The sequence below is a fragment of the Halogeometricum borinquense DSM 11551 genome, from assembly GCF_000172995.2.
GTDB classification, from domain to species: Archaea; Halobacteriota; Halobacteria; order Halobacteriales; family Haloferacaceae; genus Halogeometricum; species Halogeometricum borinquense.
Map to the genome: position 1 here is coordinate 1438673 of NC_014729.1, position 21248 is coordinate 1459920.

At 61.1% G+C, this 21248-nt stretch carries 21 protein-coding genes and 1 tRNA gene; 14 read left to right on the top strand and 8 right to left on the bottom strand.

Features of this window, described 5'->3' with window-relative positions; all coding sequences use genetic code 11:
• Positions 1-110 precede the first annotated feature (110 nt).
• The 5 genes from HBOR_RS07315 (at position 111) to HBOR_RS07335 (ending at position 5855) form a co-directional block, all read left to right on the top strand.
• Positions 111-725, top strand: a complete 615-nt coding sequence (locus tag HBOR_RS07315; protein WP_006054320.1) for a helix-turn-helix domain-containing protein — start codon at positions 111-113, stop codon at positions 723-725.
• A gap of 85 nt (positions 726-810) precedes the next feature.
• Positions 811-2634 carry an Nramp family divalent metal transporter gene (locus tag HBOR_RS07320; RefSeq protein WP_006054321.1) on the top strand — a complete coding sequence of 608 codons (1824 nt, stop codon included), beginning with the start codon at positions 811-813 and terminating at the stop codon, positions 2632-2634.
• Positions 2635-2731: 97 nt separating this feature from the next.
• Positions 2732-3232, top strand: a complete 501-nt coding sequence (locus HBOR_RS07325; RefSeq protein WP_006054322.1) for an LUD domain-containing protein — start codon at positions 2732-2734, stop codon at positions 3230-3232.
• Positions 3225-5444, top strand: coding sequence for an LUD domain-containing protein (locus HBOR_RS07330; protein WP_006054323.1), 2220 nt, complete (start codon positions 3225-3227; stop codon positions 5442-5444). The genes HBOR_RS07325 and HBOR_RS07330 overlap by 8 nt, the downstream gene beginning before the upstream one ends.
• A 114-nt stretch (positions 5445-5558) precedes the next feature.
• Positions 5559-5855, top strand: coding sequence for a PRC-barrel domain-containing protein (locus HBOR_RS07335; RefSeq protein WP_006054324.1), 297 nt, complete (start codon positions 5559-5561; stop codon positions 5853-5855).
• A gap of 54 nt (positions 5856-5909) precedes the next feature.
• On the opposite strand, the gene HBOR_RS07340 is transcribed toward HBOR_RS07335, so the two are convergent.
• Positions 5910-7361, bottom strand: a complete 1452-nt coding sequence (locus HBOR_RS07340) for a DHH family phosphoesterase (protein WP_006054325.1) — start codon at positions 7359-7361, stop codon at positions 5910-5912.
• A gap of 182 nt (positions 7362-7543) precedes the next feature.
• Between HBOR_RS07340 and HBOR_RS07345 the strand changes: the two genes are divergently transcribed.
• Positions 7544-7617 (top strand) — tRNA-Lys (locus HBOR_RS07345).
• A 131-nt stretch (positions 7618-7748) separates the two neighbouring features.
• Here the strand turns inward: HBOR_RS07345 and HBOR_RS07350 are convergent.
• Together HBOR_RS07350 and HBOR_RS07355 are read right to left on the bottom strand one after the other, a co-directional pair.
• Positions 7749-8105 (bottom strand): hypothetical protein, encoded by a 357-nt coding sequence (locus HBOR_RS07350; protein ID WP_006054326.1) that lies wholly within the window; start codon positions 8103-8105, stop codon positions 7749-7751.
• Between the two features lie 135 nt (positions 8106-8240).
• Positions 8241-8726 carry an Lrp/AsnC family transcriptional regulator gene (locus HBOR_RS07355; protein WP_006054327.1) on the bottom strand — a complete coding sequence of 162 codons (486 nt, stop codon included), beginning with the start codon at positions 8724-8726 and terminating at the stop codon, positions 8241-8243.
• 225 nt (positions 8727-8951) lie between these two features.
• Between HBOR_RS07355 and HBOR_RS07360 the strand changes: the two genes are divergently transcribed.
• The 3 genes from HBOR_RS07360 to HBOR_RS07370 all read left to right on the top strand — a co-directional run bounded on the left by HBOR_RS07360 (position 8952) and on the right by HBOR_RS07370 (position 12241).
• Complete coding sequence (locus HBOR_RS07360; protein ID WP_006054328.1) at positions 8952-9911, top strand: DMT family transporter; 960 nt, start codon at positions 8952-8954, stop codon at positions 9909-9911.
• Positions 9912-10133: 222 nt separating this feature from the next.
• On the top strand, positions 10134-10688 hold the full coding sequence (locus HBOR_RS07365; protein ID WP_241432313.1) for a hypothetical protein: 555 nt from the start codon (positions 10134-10136) through the stop codon (positions 10686-10688).
• A gap of 95 nt (positions 10689-10783) precedes the next feature.
• On the top strand, positions 10784-12241 hold the full coding sequence (locus HBOR_RS07370; RefSeq protein WP_006054330.1) for an alpha/beta hydrolase family protein: 1458 nt from the start codon (positions 10784-10786) through the stop codon (positions 12239-12241).
• A 140-nt stretch (positions 12242-12381) separates the two neighbouring features.
• On the opposite strand, the gene thrS is transcribed toward HBOR_RS07370, so the two are convergent.
• On the bottom strand, positions 12382-14307 hold the full coding sequence (thrS, locus tag HBOR_RS07375) for a threonine--tRNA ligase (RefSeq protein ID WP_006054331.1): 1926 nt from the start codon (positions 14305-14307) through the stop codon (positions 12382-12384).
• Positions 14308-14431: 124 nt separating this feature from the next.
• Here thrS and malQ point away from each other — a divergent pair, with 124 nt between their 5' ends.
• Positions 14432-15919: a 4-alpha-glucanotransferase gene (malQ, locus tag HBOR_RS07380; RefSeq protein ID WP_006054332.1), complete on the top strand. Its 1488-nt coding sequence runs from the start codon at positions 14432-14434 to the stop codon at positions 15917-15919.
• Positions 15920-16009: 90 nt separating this feature from the next.
• Here malQ and HBOR_RS07385 read toward each other — a convergent pair whose 3' ends face one another.
• Positions 16010-16471, bottom strand: a complete 462-nt coding sequence (locus HBOR_RS07385) for an Lrp/AsnC family transcriptional regulator (protein ID WP_006054333.1) — start codon at positions 16469-16471, stop codon at positions 16010-16012.
• 164 nt (positions 16472-16635) lie between these two features.
• Here HBOR_RS07385 and HBOR_RS07390 point away from each other — a divergent pair, with 164 nt between their 5' ends.
• Entirely contained in the window at positions 16636-17715 is a 1080-nt protein-coding gene (locus HBOR_RS07390) for a hemolysin family protein (RefSeq protein ID WP_006054334.1), read from the top strand.
• Positions 17716-17775: 60 nt separating this feature from the next.
• Here the strand turns inward: HBOR_RS07390 and HBOR_RS07395 are convergent, their stop codons facing one another.
• Positions 17776-18393, bottom strand: a complete 618-nt coding sequence (locus HBOR_RS07395) for a DJ-1/PfpI family protein (RefSeq protein WP_006054335.1) — start codon at positions 18391-18393, stop codon at positions 17776-17778.
• Between the two features lie 38 nt (positions 18394-18431).
• Here HBOR_RS07395 and HBOR_RS07400 point away from each other — a divergent pair, with 38 nt between their 5' ends.
• Together HBOR_RS07400 and HBOR_RS07405 are read left to right on the top strand one after the other, a co-directional pair.
• Positions 18432-19352 (top strand): DNA-3-methyladenine glycosylase family protein, encoded by a 921-nt coding sequence (locus HBOR_RS07400; RefSeq protein WP_006054336.1) that lies wholly within the window; start codon positions 18432-18434, stop codon positions 19350-19352.
• Positions 19353-19486: 134 nt separating this feature from the next.
• Positions 19487-19903, top strand: coding sequence for a DUF555 domain-containing protein (locus HBOR_RS07405; RefSeq protein ID WP_006054337.1), 417 nt, complete (start codon positions 19487-19489; stop codon positions 19901-19903).
• A 253-nt stretch (positions 19904-20156) separates the two neighbouring features.
• Here HBOR_RS07405 and HBOR_RS07410 read toward each other — a convergent pair whose 3' ends face one another.
• Positions 20157-20393: a UPF0058 family protein gene (locus HBOR_RS07410; RefSeq protein ID WP_006054338.1), complete on the bottom strand. Its 237-nt coding sequence runs from the start codon at positions 20391-20393 to the stop codon at positions 20157-20159.
• Positions 20394-20594: 201 nt separating this feature from the next.
• Between HBOR_RS07410 and HBOR_RS07415 the strand changes: the two genes are divergently transcribed.
• Positions 20595-21002 (top strand): translation initiation factor IF-2 subunit beta, encoded by a 408-nt coding sequence (locus tag HBOR_RS07415; protein WP_006054339.1) that lies wholly within the window; start codon positions 20595-20597, stop codon positions 21000-21002.
• A 49-nt stretch (positions 21003-21051) separates the two neighbouring features.
• On the opposite strand, the gene HBOR_RS07420 is transcribed toward HBOR_RS07415, so the two are convergent.
• Complete coding sequence (locus HBOR_RS07420) at positions 21052-21231, bottom strand: DUF7836 family putative zinc-binding protein (protein ID WP_006054340.1); 180 nt, start codon at positions 21229-21231, stop codon at positions 21052-21054.
• Between the last annotated feature and the right edge of the window lie 17 nt (positions 21232-21248).

The following is a 21248-nucleotide window of genomic DNA, read 5'->3' on the forward strand; positions in this document are numbered from 1 at the left end:
AACGAATGCCGATCAGACCTCTACACACGTATTTCATGGGGGTTCATTCGTGTGTCGTGGAGGTTCTTTCGTGTGCAAAGGCTTATGCGCTCGTGTGCAGAGGGAAAACCATGGGTGAGGAGTCTCGCGCGCGCCCCAGAAACGAGCATGGGCAGTACGTTGACCGCATCCCGCTCGACCGAGTACTCGGCGTCTTCGAAGAGCGTGAGGACTTCGCTCGGCCACTCACCGCTACGGATGTGATGGAGGCGCTGGACTGTTCACGCCGCACCGCACACAACAAACTGAACGAACTCGAAGAACGGGGAGACCTCGCAACGCGGAAAGTCGGTGCCCGCTCTCGCGTTTGGTGGGTTCCGATGACCGGCCCGGAGGAGTCGCCCAACACAAGGGTCGAAGCGGATCCCACCGACACAGCGGACGCTGCGCGTCCGACTTCGGACCGTCCGCCCGCCGTCTCGAACGCTATTGCTGACGCGGACTTGCCGGGAAGCGGACCGATGCTCGACGCCCGTCGAGAGGCGTTGGCGGCGGCGTACGAGTATCTCGCGGACCATCCTGAGGCGAAGAAGGCCGATTTCCTCCGCGACGTGTACCACGACTACCCGGCCGGGTTCGAGTCGGCCGAAGGCTGGTGGAACGCTATCCAACCGGCGCTGAAACAACTGCCCGGCGTTGACCCGCCCGAAGAACGCGGGCACATCTGGCACTTCCTCGGCGGATAATCTCTCCCACCTCTCTTCGTGCTATCCGCTGTCGATACCCACGGAATTTATCATAGACCGGGCGAGAGTCACGTTCAACACAGCGATGGACTCCGATTCGGCCGACGACGAGAACCGACCGCCGTCTCCGGCGGACAGTCCATCCCGGTCGGACGACCGAGAAGACGGACGAAAGGGCGTCTCCGACCACCCTGCGGACGGCGAAGACGTGTACGCCCCGGAGGTCGAGGGAAGACAGTACCGCGGCACGTGGTTTCTCCCTCTGCGCTACGACGAACTGAAGCAGGCGGGCGAGACCGAGGAGTACCCGGACCGCGGCGAGGGTGGGGCGTTCCGCCTCACTGACTTACCGCGCGTGCCGCGCGTCGGCCACATCGTCGGGCCGTCGGCTATCATGCTCGGCGCGTCGCTCGGGAGCGGCGAGACGCTCTTTTGGCCCGTCTTGACCTCGCAGTACGGCTGGACGCTGCTCTGGGCGTTCGTGATCGGCGTTCTCACGCAGTTCGTCATCAACACGGAACTCCAGCGGTGGACGCTTGCAACCGGCGAGAGCGTCTTCCGCGCGTTCGCCCGCGTGGCCGACTACTGGCCGTGGCTCTTCCTTGTCGGCGGACTCGTCAGCCTCGGATGGCCGGGATGGGCCGCGGGAGCGGCGAAAGTCGGGACGACGGCGCTCGGTTTGAGTGGTTCCGTCACGCTCGTTGGCGTGTCTATTGCCGCGTGGAAACTCATCGCCGTCGGGCTGATGGTCCTCATCTGGCTCTCGTATCACGTGTCGTCCGTGATGTACAACGCCGTCGAGGTGTTCCAGATCGGACTCCTGTTCGTCTCTATCGTCGCCGCCGTTCTGCTCCTCGGCGTTTCGGGGTCGTGGATCGAACTCGCAGACGTGCCGAACGCGGCGGCGACAGTCGGGCGTCTGCCGCCGGGGATGGATATCGCGGTCTTCCTCGGCGGCCTCGCGTTTGCCGGGGCCGGCGGCTACCTCAACCTCTCGCAGAGTCTCTGGGCGCGCGAGAAAGGCTACGGCATGGGCAACTACCAAGGGCGCGTAAAGAACCCGTTCCGCGGCGACGACCCCGAACCCATCGAACGCGACGGGTTCACGTTTCCGCCGACGCGGACGAACCTGAAGCGCTGGCGCGGCTGGTGGCGCGTCGTCCAACTCGAACACCTGCTGACGTTCGTCTTCGGCCTGTTCTTGGTCGCGCCCGCATTGATGAGCGTCGCCATCCACTACGCGCCGGGAACCACCGCCGACGCCCTGCAAATGTGGTTGACCGATGTCGCTCCGGTTCTCGGTCCGCTCGGAACCGTCCTCGTATTTCTCGTCCTGTTCGTGGCCCTGTTTACCACCGAATATGCCATCGTCGAGTCGTTCGTCCGCAACAGCGTCGATGCCATTTACGAGGTGTACGGCCGCGAAGCTGGATGGGACCTTCAGACCCTCTTTTGGCGCGTTCTCACGGGCTTTTGTCTGTGGGGAATCGCTATCATCCTCCTCTTTACGTCGCCGTTCGAGGGGCGCGAACCGTTCTTCTTCCTCGTCGTCGGCGCGGCGATGTCAGGTGTGATCATGTGGCCCTACACCGCGCTCGTTCTCGTGATGAACACGACGCGCCTGCCCGAACACCTCCAACCCGGGTGGACGCGCGTCGTCGCAATGTGGTGGGCATCTGGATTCTACGGCTATTTCAGTGTCCTGCTCGTCGGCAACACGCTCGTTGAACTCGGAGTCGGAGCGTTCGAGACCGCTCCGACAGTTTTCGGAAGCGGCATCGGTGGATACGCCCTCTGGGCGGTCTTCCTTATCATCCAGTCGTACGCAGTCGCCCGGTCTGCGACGGCGAAACACCGCGCTGACGGCACCGTCGCCGATGCCGAGTTAGCGAAGGGACGATTCCCCTGAGCGATCATCGGACGCTCCGTCTTCTCCGGACCGCCGCTGTCTGGTATTGATTGTTCCAACCCGAAAGCAAATGGTCTATTCACAGGTACGCCACAGTATGTCAACTGGCACGGTTGCGACGTTCGAAGCGTCTCTCGACCGCCTCGACGTGGACTGGACACACGCGTCGGCGGCCGAGTTCGAGACGGTCCTTCGGGACGTGTGTTCGGACCCGACCATCGGGGTTCCTCTCACACACGACGTGACACTCCCCGACTGGGTGAATACTGACCCGACACCCGACGACCTTCGCACAGCGGCGACGGGTGTCACGGAAGCGGGTCTGGGAATCGCCGACTACGGTAGTGTCGTCTTGCAGGGGACGCCGGACGGCATCGAACCTGTTAGCCTGTTCAGTGACCGCCACGTAGCGGTCCTTCGGAAGTCGGACATTGCGCCCGGAATGGGTGCGGCGTTCGAGTGGTTGGGCGAGACGTTTCGGACGGGCCATTCCTCGGCGATCATCGCAACCGGTCCCAGTGCGACCGCCGACATGGGCGCGCTCGTGAAGGGTGCCCACGGTCCCAAAGCGGTTCACGTGGTGATTCTCGATGAGTGAGTCCCGCAAGGCGAAGGCGGCGAAGATTCGCCATCTGATGGAGACTGAAGGCGACGCCATCAACACGAGTACGTCCGGGTTCAACCGCGGCCGCTACGAATCGGTCCAGACGCTCGACGACTACGAGGGCCTGAAATCCGAGGCGCGGAACATCAAAGAAGACGCCATCGAACGCCTGCCAGAACTGATCGACCAACTCCGCGAGACGGTCGAAGCCAACGGCGGCACGCTCTACCTCGCTGACGACGCCGCCGATGCCAACCGCTACGTCCGCGAGGTGTGCGAAGAGAAAGAGGCCGACCGCGTGGTCAAATCGAAGTCGATGACGTCCGAGGAAATCGAGGTCAACGAGGAACTCGAAGGCGCGGGAATGGACGTGGTCGAGACGGACCTCGGCGAGTGGGTGTTGCAGGTCGCAGACGAGTCGCCCTCGCACATCGTCGCCCCGGCCATCCACAAATCGCGCGAGGCTATCGCCGACCTGTTCAACGAACGGTTCGACCCCGAGGAACCGCTGGAGACGGCCGAGGAACTCACGATGTTCGCCCGTGAACAACTGGGTGCTCTCATCGAGGATGCGGACGTGGGGATGACGGGAGCGAACTTCATCACCGCCGATACCGGGACTATCGCACTCGTCACGAGCGAAGGCAACGCCCGGAAATCGGCCGTCGTGCCCGACACGCATGTCGCCGTTGCGGGCGTCGAGAAGGTGATTCCGACCGTCGAAGACCTACATCCCTTTGTCGAACTCATCGGTAAATCCGGAACCGGGCAGGACATTACGTCCTACATCTCGCTTCTCACCCCGCCGGTCGAGTCACCGACCGTCGAATTTGACGACCCCGACACGCCGCTCTCGGAGACCGAGACAGACCGCGATTTCCACCTCGTCCTCATCGACAACGGCCGGATGGAGATGCGCGAGGACGACCAGTTACGCGAGACGCTGTACTGTATCCGATGTTCGGCGTGTTCGAACTCCTGTGCGAACTTCCAGCACGTCGGCGGCCACGCTTTCGGCGGCGAGACGTACTCCGGCGGCATCGGCACCGGATGGGAGGCAGGCGTCGAAGGACTCGACACTGCCGCGGAGTTCAACGACCTCTGTACCGGGTGTAGTCGCTGTGTGAACGCCTGTCCGGTCGAGATAGACATCCCGTGGATAAACACCGTCGTCCGCGACCGAATCAACCGTGGTGAGGACGGCGAACTCGACTGGTTGGTCGAAGGACTGACGCCCGACGAAGAACCGGGCGGCGTAGACCTGCAAAAACGTTTCTTCGGCAACTTCGAGACAGCGGCCAAATTCGGAAGCGCATTCGCTCCGCTCTCGAACTGGGTCGCCGACACCGGCGTCGCACGCACCCTTTTGGAGAAAACTATCGGCGTCGATAGTCGTCGGGAACTCCCCGAGTTCCAGCGAGAGACGCTCTGTGACTGGTTCGAGTCGCGCGATTCGGCTGTCGCATCCGGGGGAGACAAGCCGTCGCGGCGAGTGGTTCTCTATCCCGACGTGTACACGAACCACGTGCAGATCGAACGCGGCAAGGCGGCGGTGCGTGCGCTCGAAGCGCTCGGCGTCGAGGTGGTCGTCCCCGACGTAGCGTCGTCCGGCCGCGCACCGCTATCTCAGGGAATGATTTCGACCGCCGAAAGTCACGCGAGACGACTGTTCTCGGATCTCTCGCCGTATCTCGACGAGGGCTACGATATCGTCGTTATCGAGCCATCCGATCTTGCGATGTTCGACCGCGAGTACGAGAAGTTCCTCGCTCCCGAGTCACAGCGCCGACTCTCGGAGAACGCCTACGAGGTGATGGAGTACGTGTTCGGTCTCTTGGAGAACGATGCCGACGCCGACGCGCTCACCGGCCCGCAGTCCGGTGGAAAAAGCGGTGTCGCCTACCATAGCCACTGCCAGCAACGGACGCTCGGACTAGCGGGATACACAGAGTCCGTGCTCGAACGTCTCGGCTACGATGTGGTGACGTCCGACGTGGAGTGTTGTGGGATGGCCGGATCGTTCGGCTACAAAACGGAGTATTACGACCTGAGCGTGGATGTCGGCGACGAACTCCGCAGCCAGTTCCAGACTCCAGAGACGCGAGACCGTACCGTCGTCGCCTCTGGAACGTCCTGTTTGGAGCAACTCGATTCGTTACTGACGCGCCCGAGTAAGCATCCGGTGCAACTAGTGGCTCCCAAATAATTCACCGATACTGACAGATCGTCTGACGCTCGTCAGCCGTCTTCGCGCCCGTTGGACGGTTCTGACGCACCGAGGCTACGAACAATTAAGGCGGATGCCTTCAAGAGTCTGCACATGGAAGGGACTCCCGAAGAGTTGACGACACTCGTCGGGCGCGAGGTCTACTCGAACAACGGCGTATTCGTCGGGGAGGTTGACGACATTCGACTCGACCTCAACCGGCAGGCCGTCACCGGACTCGCGCTTAGCAGACTCAACGACGAACTGTTTCAGAGCCGTGTCGAACCGGGTAAAGGCGTACTTATTCCGTACCGGTGGGTTCGCGCCGTCGGCGACGTTATCCTCATCAACGACGTAGTCGAACGGCTGAAACGACCTGACGAAGAAGAAGAATCGACGCTCGTCGCCTGACGCACTCTGTTCCTGTTGCGTCCTCCACCGCATCCGTTGATTTCGGTTCTCGCGTTAGCTTCCGTTTCCGCTCTCGCTTTCGACGCCCATCGCCGCGAATAGTTTTCGGCGGACTGCTTCTTCGGTGAGTTGCAAGAGCGTGTCGCGGTTGTCGTCCGATGTCTCGATACCGGTGAAGATGCCGAGCGGAATCTCTACGTCGCCTTGCGTGGAGTGGCCGCCCGCTTCGCCGATACCCTCGAAGGCGTCCTGCAGGACGTTCCCGATATTCATCCGGATATCCTTCGACCGAGCCGAGAGGTAGATGTTGTCGTCAACGATACCGAAGACGGCGGTCGTCGTCACGCCTTCGAGATTGAGGAGATGTTGGGCTGCCTGCCCGAGGGCGTCTCTGTCACGGATGAACCCGGCGTTCGAGACGAGATGACTCCCCTGTACGTCGCGGTTCTGGATGGCTTCTGCGAGTACGTCTAACGTCTCGGGCGACATCGACGGCGACTCTACCTGTTCGAGCGTGTCGTGATCTGCGAACGGGTAGAGATACGCTGCGGCGGTCAAGTCTGCTGGCGTCGTCTCGCGTTTGAAGTCAAGCGTCTCCGCGCGGATTCCGTACAGCAGGGCCGTGGCGACGGCCTCGCTGGGGCTGATGTTGAACTCTTGGATGTACTTCGTGAGGATAGTCGAGGTTGAGGAGACGTTCGGCCGAACGTCGATAAACACCGGATCGATGCCCTCGCCCGGCTCGAAGTGGTCGATGAAAATGTCCACGTCGGTGCCGATGTCGGGTTCGACCGACTTCATGTGGTCAACCAACGCGACCGACCCGTATTCGCGCAGGTCCGGCGCTTCGGCCAGCGGCGTGAGGTCGATGCCGAGAAGGTTGACGAACGCGCGGTTCTCCTGATGGCCCATCTCGCCGTCGTAGAGAATGTCTGCCTCGACGTCGTACTCCGCGGCGATGGCCTGTAAGGCGGCCGCGCTGGCGATGGAGTCGGGGTCGGGGTTGTCGTGCGTTAGAATGGCAAGCTTCCCCTCGGTCGATTCGAGGAGGTCGGCCAGTTGGCGCGCTTTGTATTCGAGTTCGCCGGACTCCAGGGAGCGAAGTGCGGAGTCAGCGATAACTTCCGAGGGGTTAATAACGACGTCAGCGCCGAGTTCAGCGAGTTCGTCCTCTGAAACTGGGTCGGAGGCTCGAACGACGATGAACTGGTCGCTGTTTCGTTCGCGGATGGCGGAGACGGCCGCCTTGTTCGCCTCGACGTCGGATGCGAGGATGAGGACTACGTCGCGCTCGGCAACGGCCTCGGAGACTTCGGGGTCCGAGATATCGGTCGTTTGCGCGTTCAAGTCTTGGTCGCGGAGGGCTTCGACTCGGCTCTCGTCTTTATCGAGGATAAGGACATCTTTCCCTTCCTCGGTGAGTTCCTCGGCCACCGCATGTCCCACGCTCCCACAGCCAAGAATTGCATAGGTGGACATCGAGGATATCGTGACCCCAGCACTCATACTATCCTCACGTCTGGTCGGACGACACTTAACAGCACTCGTTTCCGAGAGTCTGCGAGACTAACGTATCACGGTGTCACGATCCGGCTCAATCGGGTGCAACTTGCTCCCGTGTGTTGGTTTACCACCTACGGGGTTAAACGAAACATCTTTACTTACCCCGCAGAAACGAGAAATCGTACGGGCCGGTAGCTCAGTTAGGGAGAGCGTCTGACTCTTAATCAGACGGTCAAGGGTTCAAATCCCTTCCGGCCCGCTTCCTACGGAATGACCAGGAAATGGTCAAGTGAGCGGTAGCGCTACCGACCACACCACGTTTCCGGTGAAATCTGTTTCAATACGCTCTAATATCCACGAATTCGGCAGATCTGGTTGTCGGCTTTACCGTCAGACTTCGACGTGTTCGGTGGACTCGCGGTGTTCTGTCTCGGAACCGCGGCGCTGGCGTAGTTCGTCGTCGTGCGCTGCTGCATTCGCCATCGCTTCGGTGGTCACACCGACGAGTTCCGTCACGCGCCATGCGTTCCCGCGTGCCCCCACTGACTCCATCTGCAACGGGACGGTCGCACCTGCCGGAAGTTCTGTCAACGTCTTTTCGACCGTCTCGTCCGCGAATTCGACAAGGTGACGCACCTCACACGACGCTTCGATGCGTACCGTCATCGCTCCGTGGTCGTTCATCGGCCACTCGATGCGAGCGATGATTGTCTCCGTGTGGGATGGGTTGGTGGTATGATACCACATGCCAGTTTACACTGACTACACTGTATTAAACTCTCGTTTGCAGAATATGAGTTTATTATCAAAGTATGAGACTCTGCTAGATACGTGAAGAAATCCACCGACTCAATAGACGTTCGTCTAGTTTTGCCGCCGAGACTAGTCGTCGAGTAATTCGTCCAGTAGGGTCTCTAACTCGTAGTTCTGCAAGACGCGTGCGCTGTCTCGGAGTGACGAGATGACGAACGTGGAGTTCGTCCGGTCAACCTCGTCTATCGTCTCGAAGTCGGTGATGAGTCGTTCGACCATCTCCCGCCCCGAAAGGTGAGCGACGACGATGAAATCCGTTTCACCCATCGTGAAGTACGCCTGTGTGACGCCCTCTACATCGAGAATCTTCTCTTTGAAATCGTGGTGGGAGCCACTGTAGTCAGTGAGTATCTCCACGACGACGGTGACGCCGAGTCCGACCTTTTCCAAATCGATGTCGTACAGGTCGTTCTTGATGACGCCCGCCTCGCGCAGATTGTTCAACCGATAGTGAATCGTTGAGACAGGAATACCGGTCTCTTCGTGCAGTTGTTCCGGGCTTCCCGTTTCGAGGTCAGATATCGCCTTCAGGAGGCGGATGTCGCGTTCGTCCATGGCCGCGGTGTCTGTGAATACACGCCTTAGGGGTTGTATGTTCCGCCTCGTTTCTTAGGGTTCCCTGTCTTGTTTCAGCTTGACAGTGGGGTTACTCTGCAAACAATTCGTATATTTCCCGATCTATAATGCGTCAATATGCCTCTATTTTGTATTCTAATCGAAGTTCTAGCGGACTCTTGTAGACAACTTTAACACAGGCCACCTCTGATGAGGAGTACATCCATGTCGATTCGCACACGCTCTGACACGTCCAACTGGAACGCCCTCCTGTTCATCGCACTCTCGTGCTTCTGGGGGACATCGTTCGTCGCCATCGAGGCAGGCTTGGAATACTTCCCACCTCTGCTGTTCGCGGGGATTCGCTACGGGATTGCCGGACTCGCTATCCTCAGCTACGCTGTCGCCACGACCGACCGGTGGCACCCAAGCGGGAGAGACGAGTGGCTGAGTGCCGCCGTTGCTGGCGTGTTCATCATCGCCGCCTACCATGCGCTCCTCTACATCGGTGAGATGTACGTCTCTGCGTCCGTTGCCGCCGTCGTCGTCAGCCTCGCGCCGGTGCTGACCGCCGTCTTTGCCGCCGGAATTCTCGGCCAGCCACTCGATAAGATCGCTGGCGTTGGCTTCCTCCTCGGCATCGTCGGCGTCGTTATCGTCGCCAACCCGGACCCAGCTAACCTCCTCTCGACGAACCTCCTCGGCATCGTGCTCGTCCTTCTCAGTACGGCAAGTTTCGCCATCGGAGGCGTCCTCACCGAACCGCTTCGGACGTCGCTTCCGGCCGAGTCGATGCAGGCGTGGGCGATGCTCATCGGTGCCGGTGTCCTCTTCGTCGGTGCCGTCGCGCGCGGTGAGTCCCCTGCCACCATCGAGTGGACATCGACTGCCATCATCTCGCTCATGTACTTGACGTTCGTCTCCGGTGTCGTCGGCTTCCTCATCTACTTCGCGCTCCACGAACGCGTCGGCGCGACGGAGATCAACCTCGTCAGCTATCTCGAACCCGTTGTTGCCTCTCTCGCTGGTTGGGTCCTCCTCGGCCACGTCGTGAGTTCGACCACGCTCGTCGGCTTCGTCACTGTCTTCATCGGATTCGCTCTCGTCAAGCGCCACGCGATTCGCGCTCGCATCCTTGGTGACGTTCCCACCACGGCCACGGGTCACAGCTACGACGCCGACTGATACGGCCGACGTATTACGAATCGGGACAGAATACAGTTCTACGTCGGTGGCGCGGCCGCTATTACGGGCGTTCTCACTTTCCTTGCCATCCTCACGTACGACTTCGGCCCGAGCGCACTCACCGAGTGGTGAGTTCAAACTATGTCGTTAGTGTGTCACGAAGGGGCTATTGAGCGCAACCGACCAATCAATATTTACCGTGTGCGTCTCCTCATTCGGTCGATGTTCCGCGAGGACTCACCACCCGAAGAAGCCTACGAGCGACTTCGGAAAACGCTCTGCTCGCTTCCCGAAGGGGTCGTGTCACTCTCACAGATTGCCGAGGAGTTCGAACACTCCTACGGCGGACTGTTTCCTGATCTCAACATCCCTCGCGCCATGCAGGATCTTATCATCCTCGGCGAGGTAGAACTGTGCCGCGAGACAGAGTCCGGCGCGCGCGTCTGGCTTCGTCACCGGTGGGGCGACCTCGACCCCGACGACAGGATTGACGAACCCCTCCTCGTCGCCGGAATGACGTGGAAATGCTACGTCGCACCAAACTTCAGGCGACGCCGCGCAGAACGACTATTCACTACCCGAAGCGCCGCGTTCGACCATCTCAAGCGTGCAGGTGGCGTCGCTCCCGAGGACCTCGAACGGGTCTGGTTCCTGAACGATGTGTGGGCGACGCAACTCGAATCGGGGGAGACGGCCGTCGTCCGACGTGAACCGGTCTATGAGCGCGAATCGTCACACGGCGAGTACTACGAGGATACGAGCGACTTCGGCATCTAACTTCTCGCCCCCTCACGACCGACCGAACTGGTCGCATCCGGGACCAGTTGTTGATGTGACTATAGAGTGATATGTTGTCGCCTCGAAAGGGGTGTATGGACAGACTCGACACCTCCCGCGTCCACCGACTCCTCGAGTCGCCGGTCGGCGGCCTCTTCGAGACGGCACCGCTCGAGACGCTCCAACTTCGGCGTCTCCCGAGACAGTTTGCCGTCCGCCGCGCACGCGCTGCGGCCGATGTGTCGCTCGGTGCTGGCCCCGCTGCCTTCTTGCGTGAGGCGGATTCCCCGCCGGCTCCGCATCTTCACGACCGAATCGAGACTGCACTCGCGGAGTTTGCCGAGATTCGAGAGCGGCACGAGGAAGTCTCGGAGCGCTGGGAAGCGGCGTTTTGGGGGGACGAAGAGACGACTCCGAACGAACGCGTCGCCCTCGAACGCGAACGTCGCCGCGCCGACGCCGCGCACGCACGCCCGAGTAGCACCTTCGGCTTCCTCGCCAGCGACCACTTCGTTCCGCCCGTTGCGTTCGACGTGCCGTCGCCCGATGACGCCCGCGAACGCTGGGCGCACGAACTCGCAGAACCCGAGCGCCTGTACGGATTCGCCGACTCGACCGTGACGGAGTCGCTTCCACGCGTCTCCCGCTCGAAGACGGTTCTCGGTCCCGGAACGGTCGAGTACCGCCTCCGATTCGAGACGCCGTCGCTCCACGTCGGCGATACCGCGACGGCCCGCGTGTACGAACCGGACGGAGCGGCGGACGATATTCCGACGCTCATCTTCTTCTCCGGTCTGGGTTCGTACGGAGACCGACTCGGTTACTGGCCCGAAGAGGAGGCTATCGGTCGGAGGCTCGCCCGCGATGGCTACCGCGCTGTCCTTCCCGATGCGCCGTGGCACGGCCGCCGCGAACCGCTCGGTCAGTTCTCTGGCGAACCCTACCTCGCACGGATGCCCGTCAGCGCCTTCGAGTTGCTCGGTGCGGCCGTCCAAGAGACGGGCGTCTTCGTCGATTGGGCGCGCACAGAAGGCGCGCCCGCCGTCGCTGTCGGCGGCCTGAGCCTCGGTGGGAGTATCGCGTTCGCTGTCGCGGGCAGATGTGGCGAGTGGCCCGAGTCGATGCGCCCTGATCTCGTGGGGACTGTTGCCGCTCCCGGGTCGTTGATGCAGACGCTCTCCGAGTCGAAACTCGTCTCGTTGCTCGACCTCGATGACGCCCTGTCCGCGGCCGGGTGGACTGACGAAGATTTGAACGAGTTCGCGCCGTTGCTGGACCCGCCCGCAGAACCGGACCTCGCGCCCGAGCGAATCTTCTGCTGGTACGGATCGCACGACGATGTGGCACCGACCGAGACGACTGCCACTCTCGTCCGACAGTGGGATGTCCCGCGACGTAACGTACGGACGTGGGACAGCGGTCATCTCGGGACGGCGGCGCGTCTGTACCGCGGCGATGAGTTCCAGCGGACGCTGACGGCTGCACTCGACCGATTAGCGGTGACGGGTCGGGACGATGATGAGTCAGACGCGACAGCTGAGACGACGACGTAGGCGCGGAACAGACGAAACGGAGAGAACTGAAACAGACACAGCGAAAACGGCTCGGTGCCGACCTCGTACGACCGGTTGTCGTCCTTTACCGATGTCACTCAAACCGGGGCGGTGATTCCCGGTACATCCCAACCGTCCTCTCAGTCCGCGAGGAAGTCGGGTTCGAGGCGCTTTTCGTCGTATTCGGCCTCGAGATGTTCACGGAACGCGTCGATAGACACGTCCTGCTCCTCGCGTTCCTGTCGGTCGCGTACCGAGATGGTGCCGGATTCCTCCTCGTTCTCGCCGACGATGAGCATGTACGGCACGTTGTCCTCCTGGCCCTCTCGAATCTTCCGTCCGAGCGTCCACGACCGGTCCTCGACGGAGACACGGAAGTCGCCGAGTTCGTTCTTCACGCGGTGGGCGTAGCCGAGTTGGTCGTCCGAGATGGGGAGGATGCGAACCTGCTCGGGTGCCAGCCAGAACGGGAACTTGCCGTTGAAGTGCTCGATGAGCACCATGAAGAATCGCTCGTAACTGCCGTAGAGGGCGCGGTGAATCATCACCGGACGGTGTTCCTCGTTGTCCTCGCCCGTATACGTCAGATCGAACCGTTCGGGCATGTTGAAGTCAACTTGCACCGTCGGGCCGTCCCACTTGCGGCCGAGCGCGTCCTCGAACGAGAAGTCGATCTTCGGCCCGTAGAACGCGCCGTCGCCGGGTTCGAGGTCGTAGTCGATGTTCTGATTTTCCAGCACCGAGCGCAGTTGCGACTCGGACTGCTCCCAAATCTCGTCGCTGCCGACGGATTTCTCCGGGCGCGTGGCGAGGGCGACGTGCGCCTCAAGTCCGAACGTGTCCAGCACCTCGTAGATGGAGTTCATCACCTGCCGAATCTCCTGCTCGATCTGCTCGGGGCGGCAGAACAGGTGGCCGTCGTCGATGGTGAACGACCAGACGCGCGAGAGACCCGACAGCTCGCCGCGCTGTTCTTTTCTGTAGACTTTCCCGTCCTCGAAGTAGCGAACGGGCAGGTCGCGGTACGACCACGAGTTCTGGTCGAAGATGGTCGCGTGGCCGGGGCAGTTCATCGGCTTCAGGCCGTACTCCTCGTCGTTCACGTCGAGGAGGAACATATCGTCCACGTAGTTGTCGTAGTGGCCCGACTTCTTCCACAGTTCCGTGCGGAACAGATGCGGCGTCTCGACCGGTTCGTAATCGGCATCAAGGTTCAATGACTCCGCGAACTCGGACAGCTCAGAGAGGATCCGCTTGCCGTTCGGATGGTAGAGCGGCAGTCCCGGCCCCGTGACTTCGGGGATGGAAAAGAGATCCATCTCCCGGCCGATTTTCCGGTGGTCGCGCTCTTCGGCCTCCGCGCGGAGTTCCATATACTCTTTCAGGTCCTTCTCGGACTCGAACGCCGTGCCGTACACGCGCGTCAGCGTCTCGTTCTCCTCGTCGCCGCGCCAGTAAGCCGAGGAGATGTTGAGGAGTTCGACCGCGCCGATTTTCCCCGTCGATTCGACGTGCGGACCCTTACACAGGTCCTCGAACTCACCTTGGACGTAGAAGGAGAGTTCGTCGTCGCCGGCCGCCTCGTTCTCGAGGATGTCGCGCTTGTACGGGTTCTCCTCGTACAGTTCGAGGGCGTCCTCGCGCGACCGAAGTTCGCGTTCGACCGGGAGGTCTTCTTCGATGATCTCCTCCATCTCGTCCTCGATTGCTTCGAGGTCATCAGCGTCGAGATCGACGTTCGTTACGTCGTAGTAGAATCCCTCGTCCGTCGATGGGCCGATGGCGAGCTTTGCTTCGGGGTACAGACGCTGCAATGCTTGGGCGAAGACGTGTGCGGCGGTGTGGCGGAGGACGCGGAGGTATTCGTCACTCTGGTCCGTGACGATGACGACTTGGGCACCGTCGTGGACGGGGGCGGCTTTGTCCACGAGTTCACCGTCTACGACGCCCGCGACGGTGTCCTCACCGAGTCCCGGTCCGATTTCGTAGGCGACGTCCTCGACCGTCGCACCCTCCTCGACAGACAGCTCCGAGCCGTCGGGAAGGTTCACAACGAGTTCACTCATGTGCGTTCGGAATCGGAGCGTACGAATAAGTGTTTTTGAAGGGCGCGAGTGGGTCGCACGGCCGTTCGGAACGCACCGTGTGAGTGGCCACACGCTTATCTTTCCAGCCACGGACAGACGATGCATGAGATTCGACCGGCAGTCGGGCGTTTTCGCGCACGTTCCGTCGCTCCCGGGCCCCCACGGAATCGGCGACCTCGGCGACGGCGCGCGCGCCTTCATCGATTGGCTCGCCTCGGCCGAACAGTCGCTGTGGCAGTTCTGTCCGCTCGGTCCGACAGCGTCGATTCACGGCCACTCGCCGTACCAGTCGTACTCCGCGTTTGCGGGCAACCCACTACTCGTTGACCTCGATCAACTCCGCGAGGACGGCTATCTGACTGACGACGACCTCGAACCCGTTCCTGCATTCTCCGACCACGAAATCGAGTACGACCGGGTAGCCGAGTACAAACGGGAGCAACTCCGAACCGCGCACGAACGCTTCCAGTCCGAGGCGACCACCGAGGACCGCGAGGCGTTCGACGCGTTCCGCGAACACGAGTCGTCGTGGCTGGACGGCTACGCTCTGTTCATGGCGCTCCGAACCCGCTACGACGGTGCGTGGACGACGTGGCCACAGGAGATTCGAACGCACGACGAGGCGGCCATCAATCGGCACCGCGAGGAACTCGCAGACGAGATTTCGTACCGGGAGTTCGCCCAGTTCGTCTTCGATACGCAGTGGCGCGAGTTGAAGGCGTACGCGAACGATCACGGCGTCAAACTCGTCGGCGACCTGCCTATCTACGTCGCCCTCGACAGCGCAGACGTGTGGGCCGCACCCGAGGCGTTCGATCTGACTGAGGAGAACGAACCCGTCGCTGTCGCGGGTGTCCCGCCAAATCCGAACGACGACGGCCAACGCTGGGGCAACCCCCTGTACGACTGGGACTACCTCCGCGAGAACGACTACGACTGGTGGATGGACCGCCTCGAACGACTGTTCGAACTCGTGGACGTGACCCGCATCGACCACTTCAAAGGCTTCGATGAGTACTGGGCTATCCCGGCGGACGCACACTCGCCCGCAGCGGGTGAATGGCGCGATGCCCCGGGACACGACTTCTTCGAGACCGTCGAGGACCAGTTCGGTGATCTGCCGTTCATCGTGGAAGATCTCGGGTTCCTCGATCAGCGTATGACCGACCTCCGCGACCGGTTCGGGTTCCCCGGCATGCGCGTCCCGCAGTACGCAAACTGGTGCCAAGAGGGAGATATGTACCAACCGATGCATTTCCCCGAAAACAGCGTCGGTTACACCTCGACGCACGACACGAACACGTTCGTCGGCTACTACCGCGATCTGCCGGCTGACCAGAAAGACTGCCTCCACTACAATATCGGTGCGGACGGCTCCGAGATTCACTGGTCTATCATCGACGCCGTCTGGCGCTCGAACGCCGTCATCGCGTTCACGACGATACAGGATATTCTCGGCCTCGGCGCGGAGGCGCGCTTCAACGTTCCCGGTACTACTGACGGAAACTGGCGGTGGCGGTGTACAGAGGAGGGATTCGACGAGGAGTTAGCGTCCCGACTGGCGAGGCTGACCGACGAACACATCCGGTGAACCGCCTCGGCCTGCTCCGCCTGTAGACTGCGTTGAATCACCCGGGTTAGACTGCGGTCCGATCCGACGAGGCGGGAGGCGCTGTCTCGGTCACTCCTCAAATCGGCTGTACGGACGCCGGTGTGTGTTCCGAATCAGGTCTTCGTCCGACACGCGGAGTCCGAGTTCGTCCAACTCTTCGCCGATACGACTCAAGTCGTCGCCGTCAACGCCGATAGCACGTACCAGCACGTTTGCTTCGCCGGTCATCACCTCCTGCACTTCCACGACGCCCGGCACGTCTGCGGCCGCTGCGGCGAGTTCTTCGCGTTCCGGAATCGGGGCCGTACAGACGATGAGCGTGAACAGTTGGTAGCCCGCGTCCTCGTAGTCAACGTCGGCGTGGTAGCCACGGATGATGCCGTCGGATTCGAGCCGCTGGATGCGGTTCCGGACGGTACTGGCCGATACATCGAGTGATGCTGCGATATCGTTCGACGAGGTATGTCGCGCCTCCGCTTGGAGGCTGTAGAGGATTCGCCTGTCGAGCGAATCGAGATCTCGAATCGACATCTGGTGCAACGTTTGACGAGCAGTCAATTAATACTGCCCACTGAATATTAGCAGAAGCGGAATATAGATCTATAATCTCCACGACTCGATAACTCTATATTTATACTATCGGACAGTCGCCACTTTCTAAGGAGTGGAGTGGGAAGTACGACCGCCGACGAACAATGAACTCAACAGAAATTGGTCTCCGCCTCGTTGCAGGTGTCTTGCTCATCCTCGCAAACGGGTTCTTCGTCGCCATCGAGTTCGCGCTGACACGCGCTCGCCAGTTCTCCGAATCGGAGTTCGTAGACGGCGACAGCAGACTCGAACGTGCGTGGGCGATGACGCAGGACCTCGAACTGTATCTGACCACTTGTCAGGTCGGTATTACGGCGTCAAGCATCGCGGTCGGTATCGTCGCCGAACCGGCGCTGGCAGCGTTGTTTGAACCGCTGTTTGCGGGAACGACGCTGGCGACTGTCGGCGCGGGTGCGATCATCGCGTACGGTATCATCAACCTCGTCCACCTGACGCACGGGGAACAGGCACCGACGTACCTCGGCGTCGAGCGCTCGCGGCTAGTGTGCCGGTACGGTGCTGCGCCGCTGTACTGGTTCTACCTCATCATCTCGCCGCTCATCTCGCTCGGGGATTCGGTGGCAAAGTGGACGCTGCAGTTGTTCGGCATCGAGATGACCGGCGCGTGGCTCGAAGCCGAGGAAGACGCCATCGAGTCGCGTGCCCAACTGCGTAGCCGACTCAGTTCGCTGCTGGAGCGCGGTGAACTCTCCGGCGAGCGTCACGACGAGGTACTGGGTGCGCTGAAGGCCGGTACTACCGAGGTTCGGGAAGTAATGGTTCCCAAGTCGGATATTGTGGCCCTCTCGACCGATGCGTCAGTTGCAGAGAACCTCGACCGCGTCACCGAGACGCCACATACGCGGTATCCGCTCGTCGGATCGAATCTCGAAACCGTCGAGGGCATCGTGTACGTTCCGAGCGTCGTCGCCCGCATTGAAGAGTTGAAAGGCGGTGAAACGGCGTTTTCGGATATCGCGGCACCGCCGATGACCGTGTCGGCCGACACCTCCGTCAGTGATGCTATCGACCGGTTCCAAGCGGAGCGGCAGGAACTCGCCGTGGTGTTCGAAGACGGAGATGTCGTCGGCCTGCTGACTGCAACCGACGCGCTGGAAACCGTGATGGGTGAACTGGAAGACCCCTTGGACGCCGACTTCCGCGCTGAACGGACACCAGCGTAAGCCCCATTCCCCATCGCCGCGGATGATGTACCTCGCCTACCGCGCGTTGGGGTACTCCGCCTACCGCGCGTCGGGGTAATCCATCTGCTCGGCAACTGTTTTTCTCGTCTCTTCGTCAGTTAGCCGCTCTACGAGATACAGGCCAAGGTCCAACGCCGAGGAGACGCCGCGAGCGGTCACTATCTCGCCTTCGTCAACCACTCGGTCGTCGGCAACCTCGCAGTACGCCGCGAGTTCGTCCGTCGCCGCGGGGTGTGTCGTCGCCGTCTGGCCGTCCAAGAACCCCGCCGCGCCGAGAAGTAACGATCCGGTGCAGACCGAGGCGAGGAGGTCGGGGTCGGCGGTTCGGAGCCACGAGAGAAAGTGGTCGTCTTCCCGTAACGTCCGCGTCCCCGCGCCCCCGGGGATGACGACGATGTCGTACTCCGTGAGTGATTCTCCGACGCTGTCGGCCCCGAACTGAAGATTCGCTGTCGTCGTCACCGTTTCCGCGCGGGCGCAGATGTTCCACTCGAACGGAAACGGCGCGAGGTCCATGGTATCGAGACGGGTCAGCGGGTCGAACGCGCCGACGAAATCGAGCGCGGTCATGTCGTCGAAGGCGACGAACGCGGTGCGCATGGGGTGATGTTCGACGGCAGAGTGGAAGAAGCCACCCCGCGTCGCCTCGGTCGCCATCGAAACCCCGATACTCGCGCTTCCCTTGCAGAAAGACGATGGAGTTCGAAACCGGCGCGATTCCGCTGTCGGATATCGACGGGGCGTTCGACCTACAGGCGACGCTCGAAAGCGGACAGTCGTACCTCTGGGACCGCGCTGACGGCCGGATGTACGAGTCGATGGACGTGTACGGCGGCGATGCGTGGTACGAGACAGTCGTCCCTCCCATCGACGGCGTTTCGGACGAACAGGCCGTAGTGCGCGTCCGACAGACGGACGGCCGTCTGGAGTGGGAGGCGACGACCGACGCGGTGCCGATTCTGACGCACCTGCTCCGTCTGGACGACGATTTGGATGCGATTCTGGACGCGACGCCCGACGACTCGCTACTGGAACGCGCGTACGACGCCTACGAGGGAATGCGTCTCGTGCGCGACCCACCGTTCCCCTGTCTGATCTCGTTCATCTGTTCGGCACAGATGCGCGTCTCACGTATTCACGGGATGCAGATGCGCCTCGCGCGAGAGTACGGTGATACCGTCACCGTTGCGGGTGAGACGTACCACGCCTTTCCGACAGCCGATCAGTTGGCCGTCCGAACCGAGGACGAACTGCGCGACCTGAGCCTCGGATACCGCGCCCCCTACGTTCAACGAACGGCTGAGATGGTTGCAAACGGCGATGCGCACCCGAACGATGCGGTGGGACTGCCGTACGAGGACGCGCGCGACTCGCTCACGCAGTTTGTCGGTGTGGGCGACAAAGTCTCCGACTGCGTGCTGTTGTTCTCGCTTGGCTTTCTGGAGGCCGTTCCGTTGGACACGTGGATTCAGACCGCCATTGCGGACCACTACCCGGACTGTGAGGCCGGGAACTACACGGAGACATCGCGCGCCATCCGTGACCGTCTCGGCGGCCAGTACGCCGGATACGCGCAGACGTACGTGTTCTACTATCTCCGCGCGGGCGGCGAGTGAGTCCGCGGCCGGAGTGGCGGACCGACTCGACAACAGTCGCAGTCGAACCCCGGGAGAAATGCCGCGACAGACGCAACGACTCCTATACTTTTCGGCTAACCTTCTTGCGGTGTCCGACGTAATGTTATGCTGTCATGGACTGCAGAGTCGTCGTCGAGGCCGCGGTTCCCGTCTACGACGTTGAGACGGCGGACGAGGCCATTCGAATCGCCATTGCGAAGACTGGTGAACTGCTTAACCCAGATCTTAATTACGTCGAGATAAATATGGGGTCTCGAACTTCCCCATCGGGTGAGGAACTTCTCCCGGCGTTCGTCGCTGCCGACGAGGCACTGGTCGCCCTCGAACTGGAGATGACAGTGTTCAACGTCGAACAGGAGGAACACGCCGCCCGAATCGCACGTAAGGAGATCGGTCAACGGCTGGAGAACGTCCCGCTAACGGTTCTAGAGGTCGAAGTGCTACCTTCCGAGGAGGAGGAAGAAGAACAGTCCGCCGAGTCGGACGACGACCTCATTCCCGAGTTCGACGACCTCGTCGACGAGGGGTAATTTCTCGCGCGCGCCCACTGTCTCGACCGACTCTGCTCTCGTATGGGCGGTCTTTTCACCTCGCGCGCGGTCCGTTATCCTCCTCATCACCCACCGTTTTGTCCGGCCTACTCTCCAAGTAGTATCGTCCGCGTGACACAGTAACTGCGGAGGAAGTTTCTCGCCGAGAGCGTATCAAATTCATCAGTCGGCATTGCAGAGAGCCGTCGCTCAGGAATTTGGGGGCGTCGAGGATCGCTGTTTTTCTGGCGTTTCAGTCCGCGTGCGGTGCGACGGCTTCTTGCTCGGGTTCGTCGAGAGACGACGTGATTCCTTTTACGAGTTTGAAAACAGCAGCCTTGTGGTCGGTTTTGGACTTGTGAATTGACGTCGGTCGGACGCCGAGTTCGTTGTATGCTGTGAGTGGAACCTCGTCGTTTTCCCACTCCTCGATTTGTGTGTGTACTTCCGCGAGCAGGCCGTGCAGGTGGATGAGTTCCTGCTTCTTCATGAGCAAACCTCAGTTGAGACTGGAGGATTATATTACTATCTTGACCCTCGTTAGCATGCACCCGCCGAATCCCCCGCCAAACGCCGTCCTGAGCCAAATTTCAATACTTTAGATGATTATGAAATATATATTACACATAAACTAACGACTGGCCGCCGAATCCCATGAACGTTTTAGACGCCGCGTTCCCTTCGACCACCTATGGACTACGAGGACCAACTCGACAAGGCACTTGACGAGTCTCCGGACGTTACTGACAGAGGGAGTCGCTTTCAGGTCCCCGAACCGGTGGTCCGACCGGAAGGCAACGCGACGGTGTACGAGAATTTCGACGAGACGTGCGACCGACTCGCACGAGAGCCGTCGCATCTGATGAAGGCGCTTCAGTCGGAACTCGGAACGAGCGCGCAGATCGACGAGAAGGGGAGAGTCCGCCTCACGGGCGACTTTAGCCAGCGCCGCGTGCAGGACGCGCTTGACTCCTACGTAGACGACTACGTCCTCTGTAGCGAGTGCGACTCGCCCGACACGCGGCTGGTCACCGAGCAGGGCGCGATGGTACTGAAATGCGACGCGTGCGGTGCCCTCTCGGCAGTTCCGGACCTGTAGGTGAAGGATAAAGAGCAGACCACTGGTGGTCGGCGGACTGAACTACCGGCTACTCGAACTGTTTTACCGTTTTGAGGTCGCGTTCTGTCCGCATGAACTCGGAGAGTCGGCGACTCATCCCACACGCTGAACAGGTGAAGTTTTTCTTTAGGCTGGGGAGACTCGACGGACTCGCTTCCCAGTCCTTTCCGCACTCGGGACACAGCAGTCGGACAAACGCTTCGACCATGGTATCAATTGACTCGG

Excerpts from the sequence above, each read along its gene's own strand:
- HBOR_RS07315 (WP_006054320.1), top strand. The coding sequence starts at position 111 with ATGGGTGAGGAGTCTCGCGCGCGCCCCAGAAACGAGCATGGGCAGTAC.
- HBOR_RS07320 (WP_006054321.1), top strand. The coding sequence starts at position 811 with ATGGACTCCGATTCGGCCGACGACGAGAACCGACCGCCGTCTCCGGCG.
- HBOR_RS07325 (WP_006054322.1), top strand. The coding sequence starts at position 2,732 with ATGTCAACTGGCACGGTTGCGACGTTCGAAGCGTCTCTCGACCGCCTC.
- HBOR_RS07330 (WP_006054323.1), top strand. The coding sequence starts at position 3,225 with ATGAGTGAGTCCCGCAAGGCGAAGGCGGCGAAGATTCGCCATCTGATG.
- HBOR_RS07335 (WP_006054324.1), top strand. The coding sequence starts at position 5,559 with ATGGAAGGGACTCCCGAAGAGTTGACGACACTCGTCGGGCGCGAGGTC.
- HBOR_RS07340 (WP_006054325.1), bottom strand. The coding sequence starts at position 7,361 with ATGAGTGCTGGGGTCACGATATCCTCGATGTCCACCTATGCAATTCTT.
- HBOR_RS07350 (WP_006054326.1), bottom strand. The coding sequence starts at position 8,105 with ATGTGGTATCATACCACCAACCCATCCCACACGGAGACAATCATCGCT.
- HBOR_RS07355 (WP_006054327.1), bottom strand. The coding sequence starts at position 8,726 with ATGGACGAACGCGACATCCGCCTCCTGAAGGCGATATCTGACCTCGAA.
- HBOR_RS07360 (WP_006054328.1), top strand. The coding sequence starts at position 8,952 with ATGTCGATTCGCACACGCTCTGACACGTCCAACTGGAACGCCCTCCTG.
- HBOR_RS07365 (WP_241432313.1), top strand. The coding sequence starts at position 10,134 with ATGTTCCGCGAGGACTCACCACCCGAAGAAGCCTACGAGCGACTTCGG.
- HBOR_RS07370 (WP_006054330.1), top strand. The coding sequence starts at position 10,784 with ATGGACAGACTCGACACCTCCCGCGTCCACCGACTCCTCGAGTCGCCG.
- thrS (WP_006054331.1), bottom strand. The coding sequence starts at position 14,307 with ATGAGTGAACTCGTTGTGAACCTTCCCGACGGCTCGGAGCTGTCTGTC.
- malQ (WP_006054332.1), top strand. The coding sequence starts at position 14,432 with ATGAGATTCGACCGGCAGTCGGGCGTTTTCGCGCACGTTCCGTCGCTC.
- HBOR_RS07385 (WP_006054333.1), bottom strand. The coding sequence starts at position 16,471 with ATGTCGATTCGAGATCTCGATTCGCTCGACAGGCGAATCCTCTACAGC.
- HBOR_RS07390 (WP_006054334.1), top strand. The coding sequence starts at position 16,636 with ATGAACTCAACAGAAATTGGTCTCCGCCTCGTTGCAGGTGTCTTGCTC.
- HBOR_RS07395 (WP_006054335.1), bottom strand. The coding sequence starts at position 18,393 with ATGGCGACCGAGGCGACGCGGGGTGGCTTCTTCCACTCTGCCGTCGAA.
- HBOR_RS07400 (WP_006054336.1), top strand. The coding sequence starts at position 18,432 with ATGGAGTTCGAAACCGGCGCGATTCCGCTGTCGGATATCGACGGGGCG.
- HBOR_RS07405 (WP_006054337.1), top strand. The coding sequence starts at position 19,487 with ATGGACTGCAGAGTCGTCGTCGAGGCCGCGGTTCCCGTCTACGACGTT.
- HBOR_RS07410 (WP_006054338.1), bottom strand. The coding sequence starts at position 20,393 with ATGAAGAAGCAGGAACTCATCCACCTGCACGGCCTGCTCGCGGAAGTA.
- HBOR_RS07415 (WP_006054339.1), top strand. The coding sequence starts at position 20,595 with ATGGACTACGAGGACCAACTCGACAAGGCACTTGACGAGTCTCCGGAC.
- HBOR_RS07420 (WP_006054340.1), bottom strand. The coding sequence starts at position 21,231 with ATGGTCGAAGCGTTTGTCCGACTGCTGTGTCCCGAGTGCGGAAAGGAC.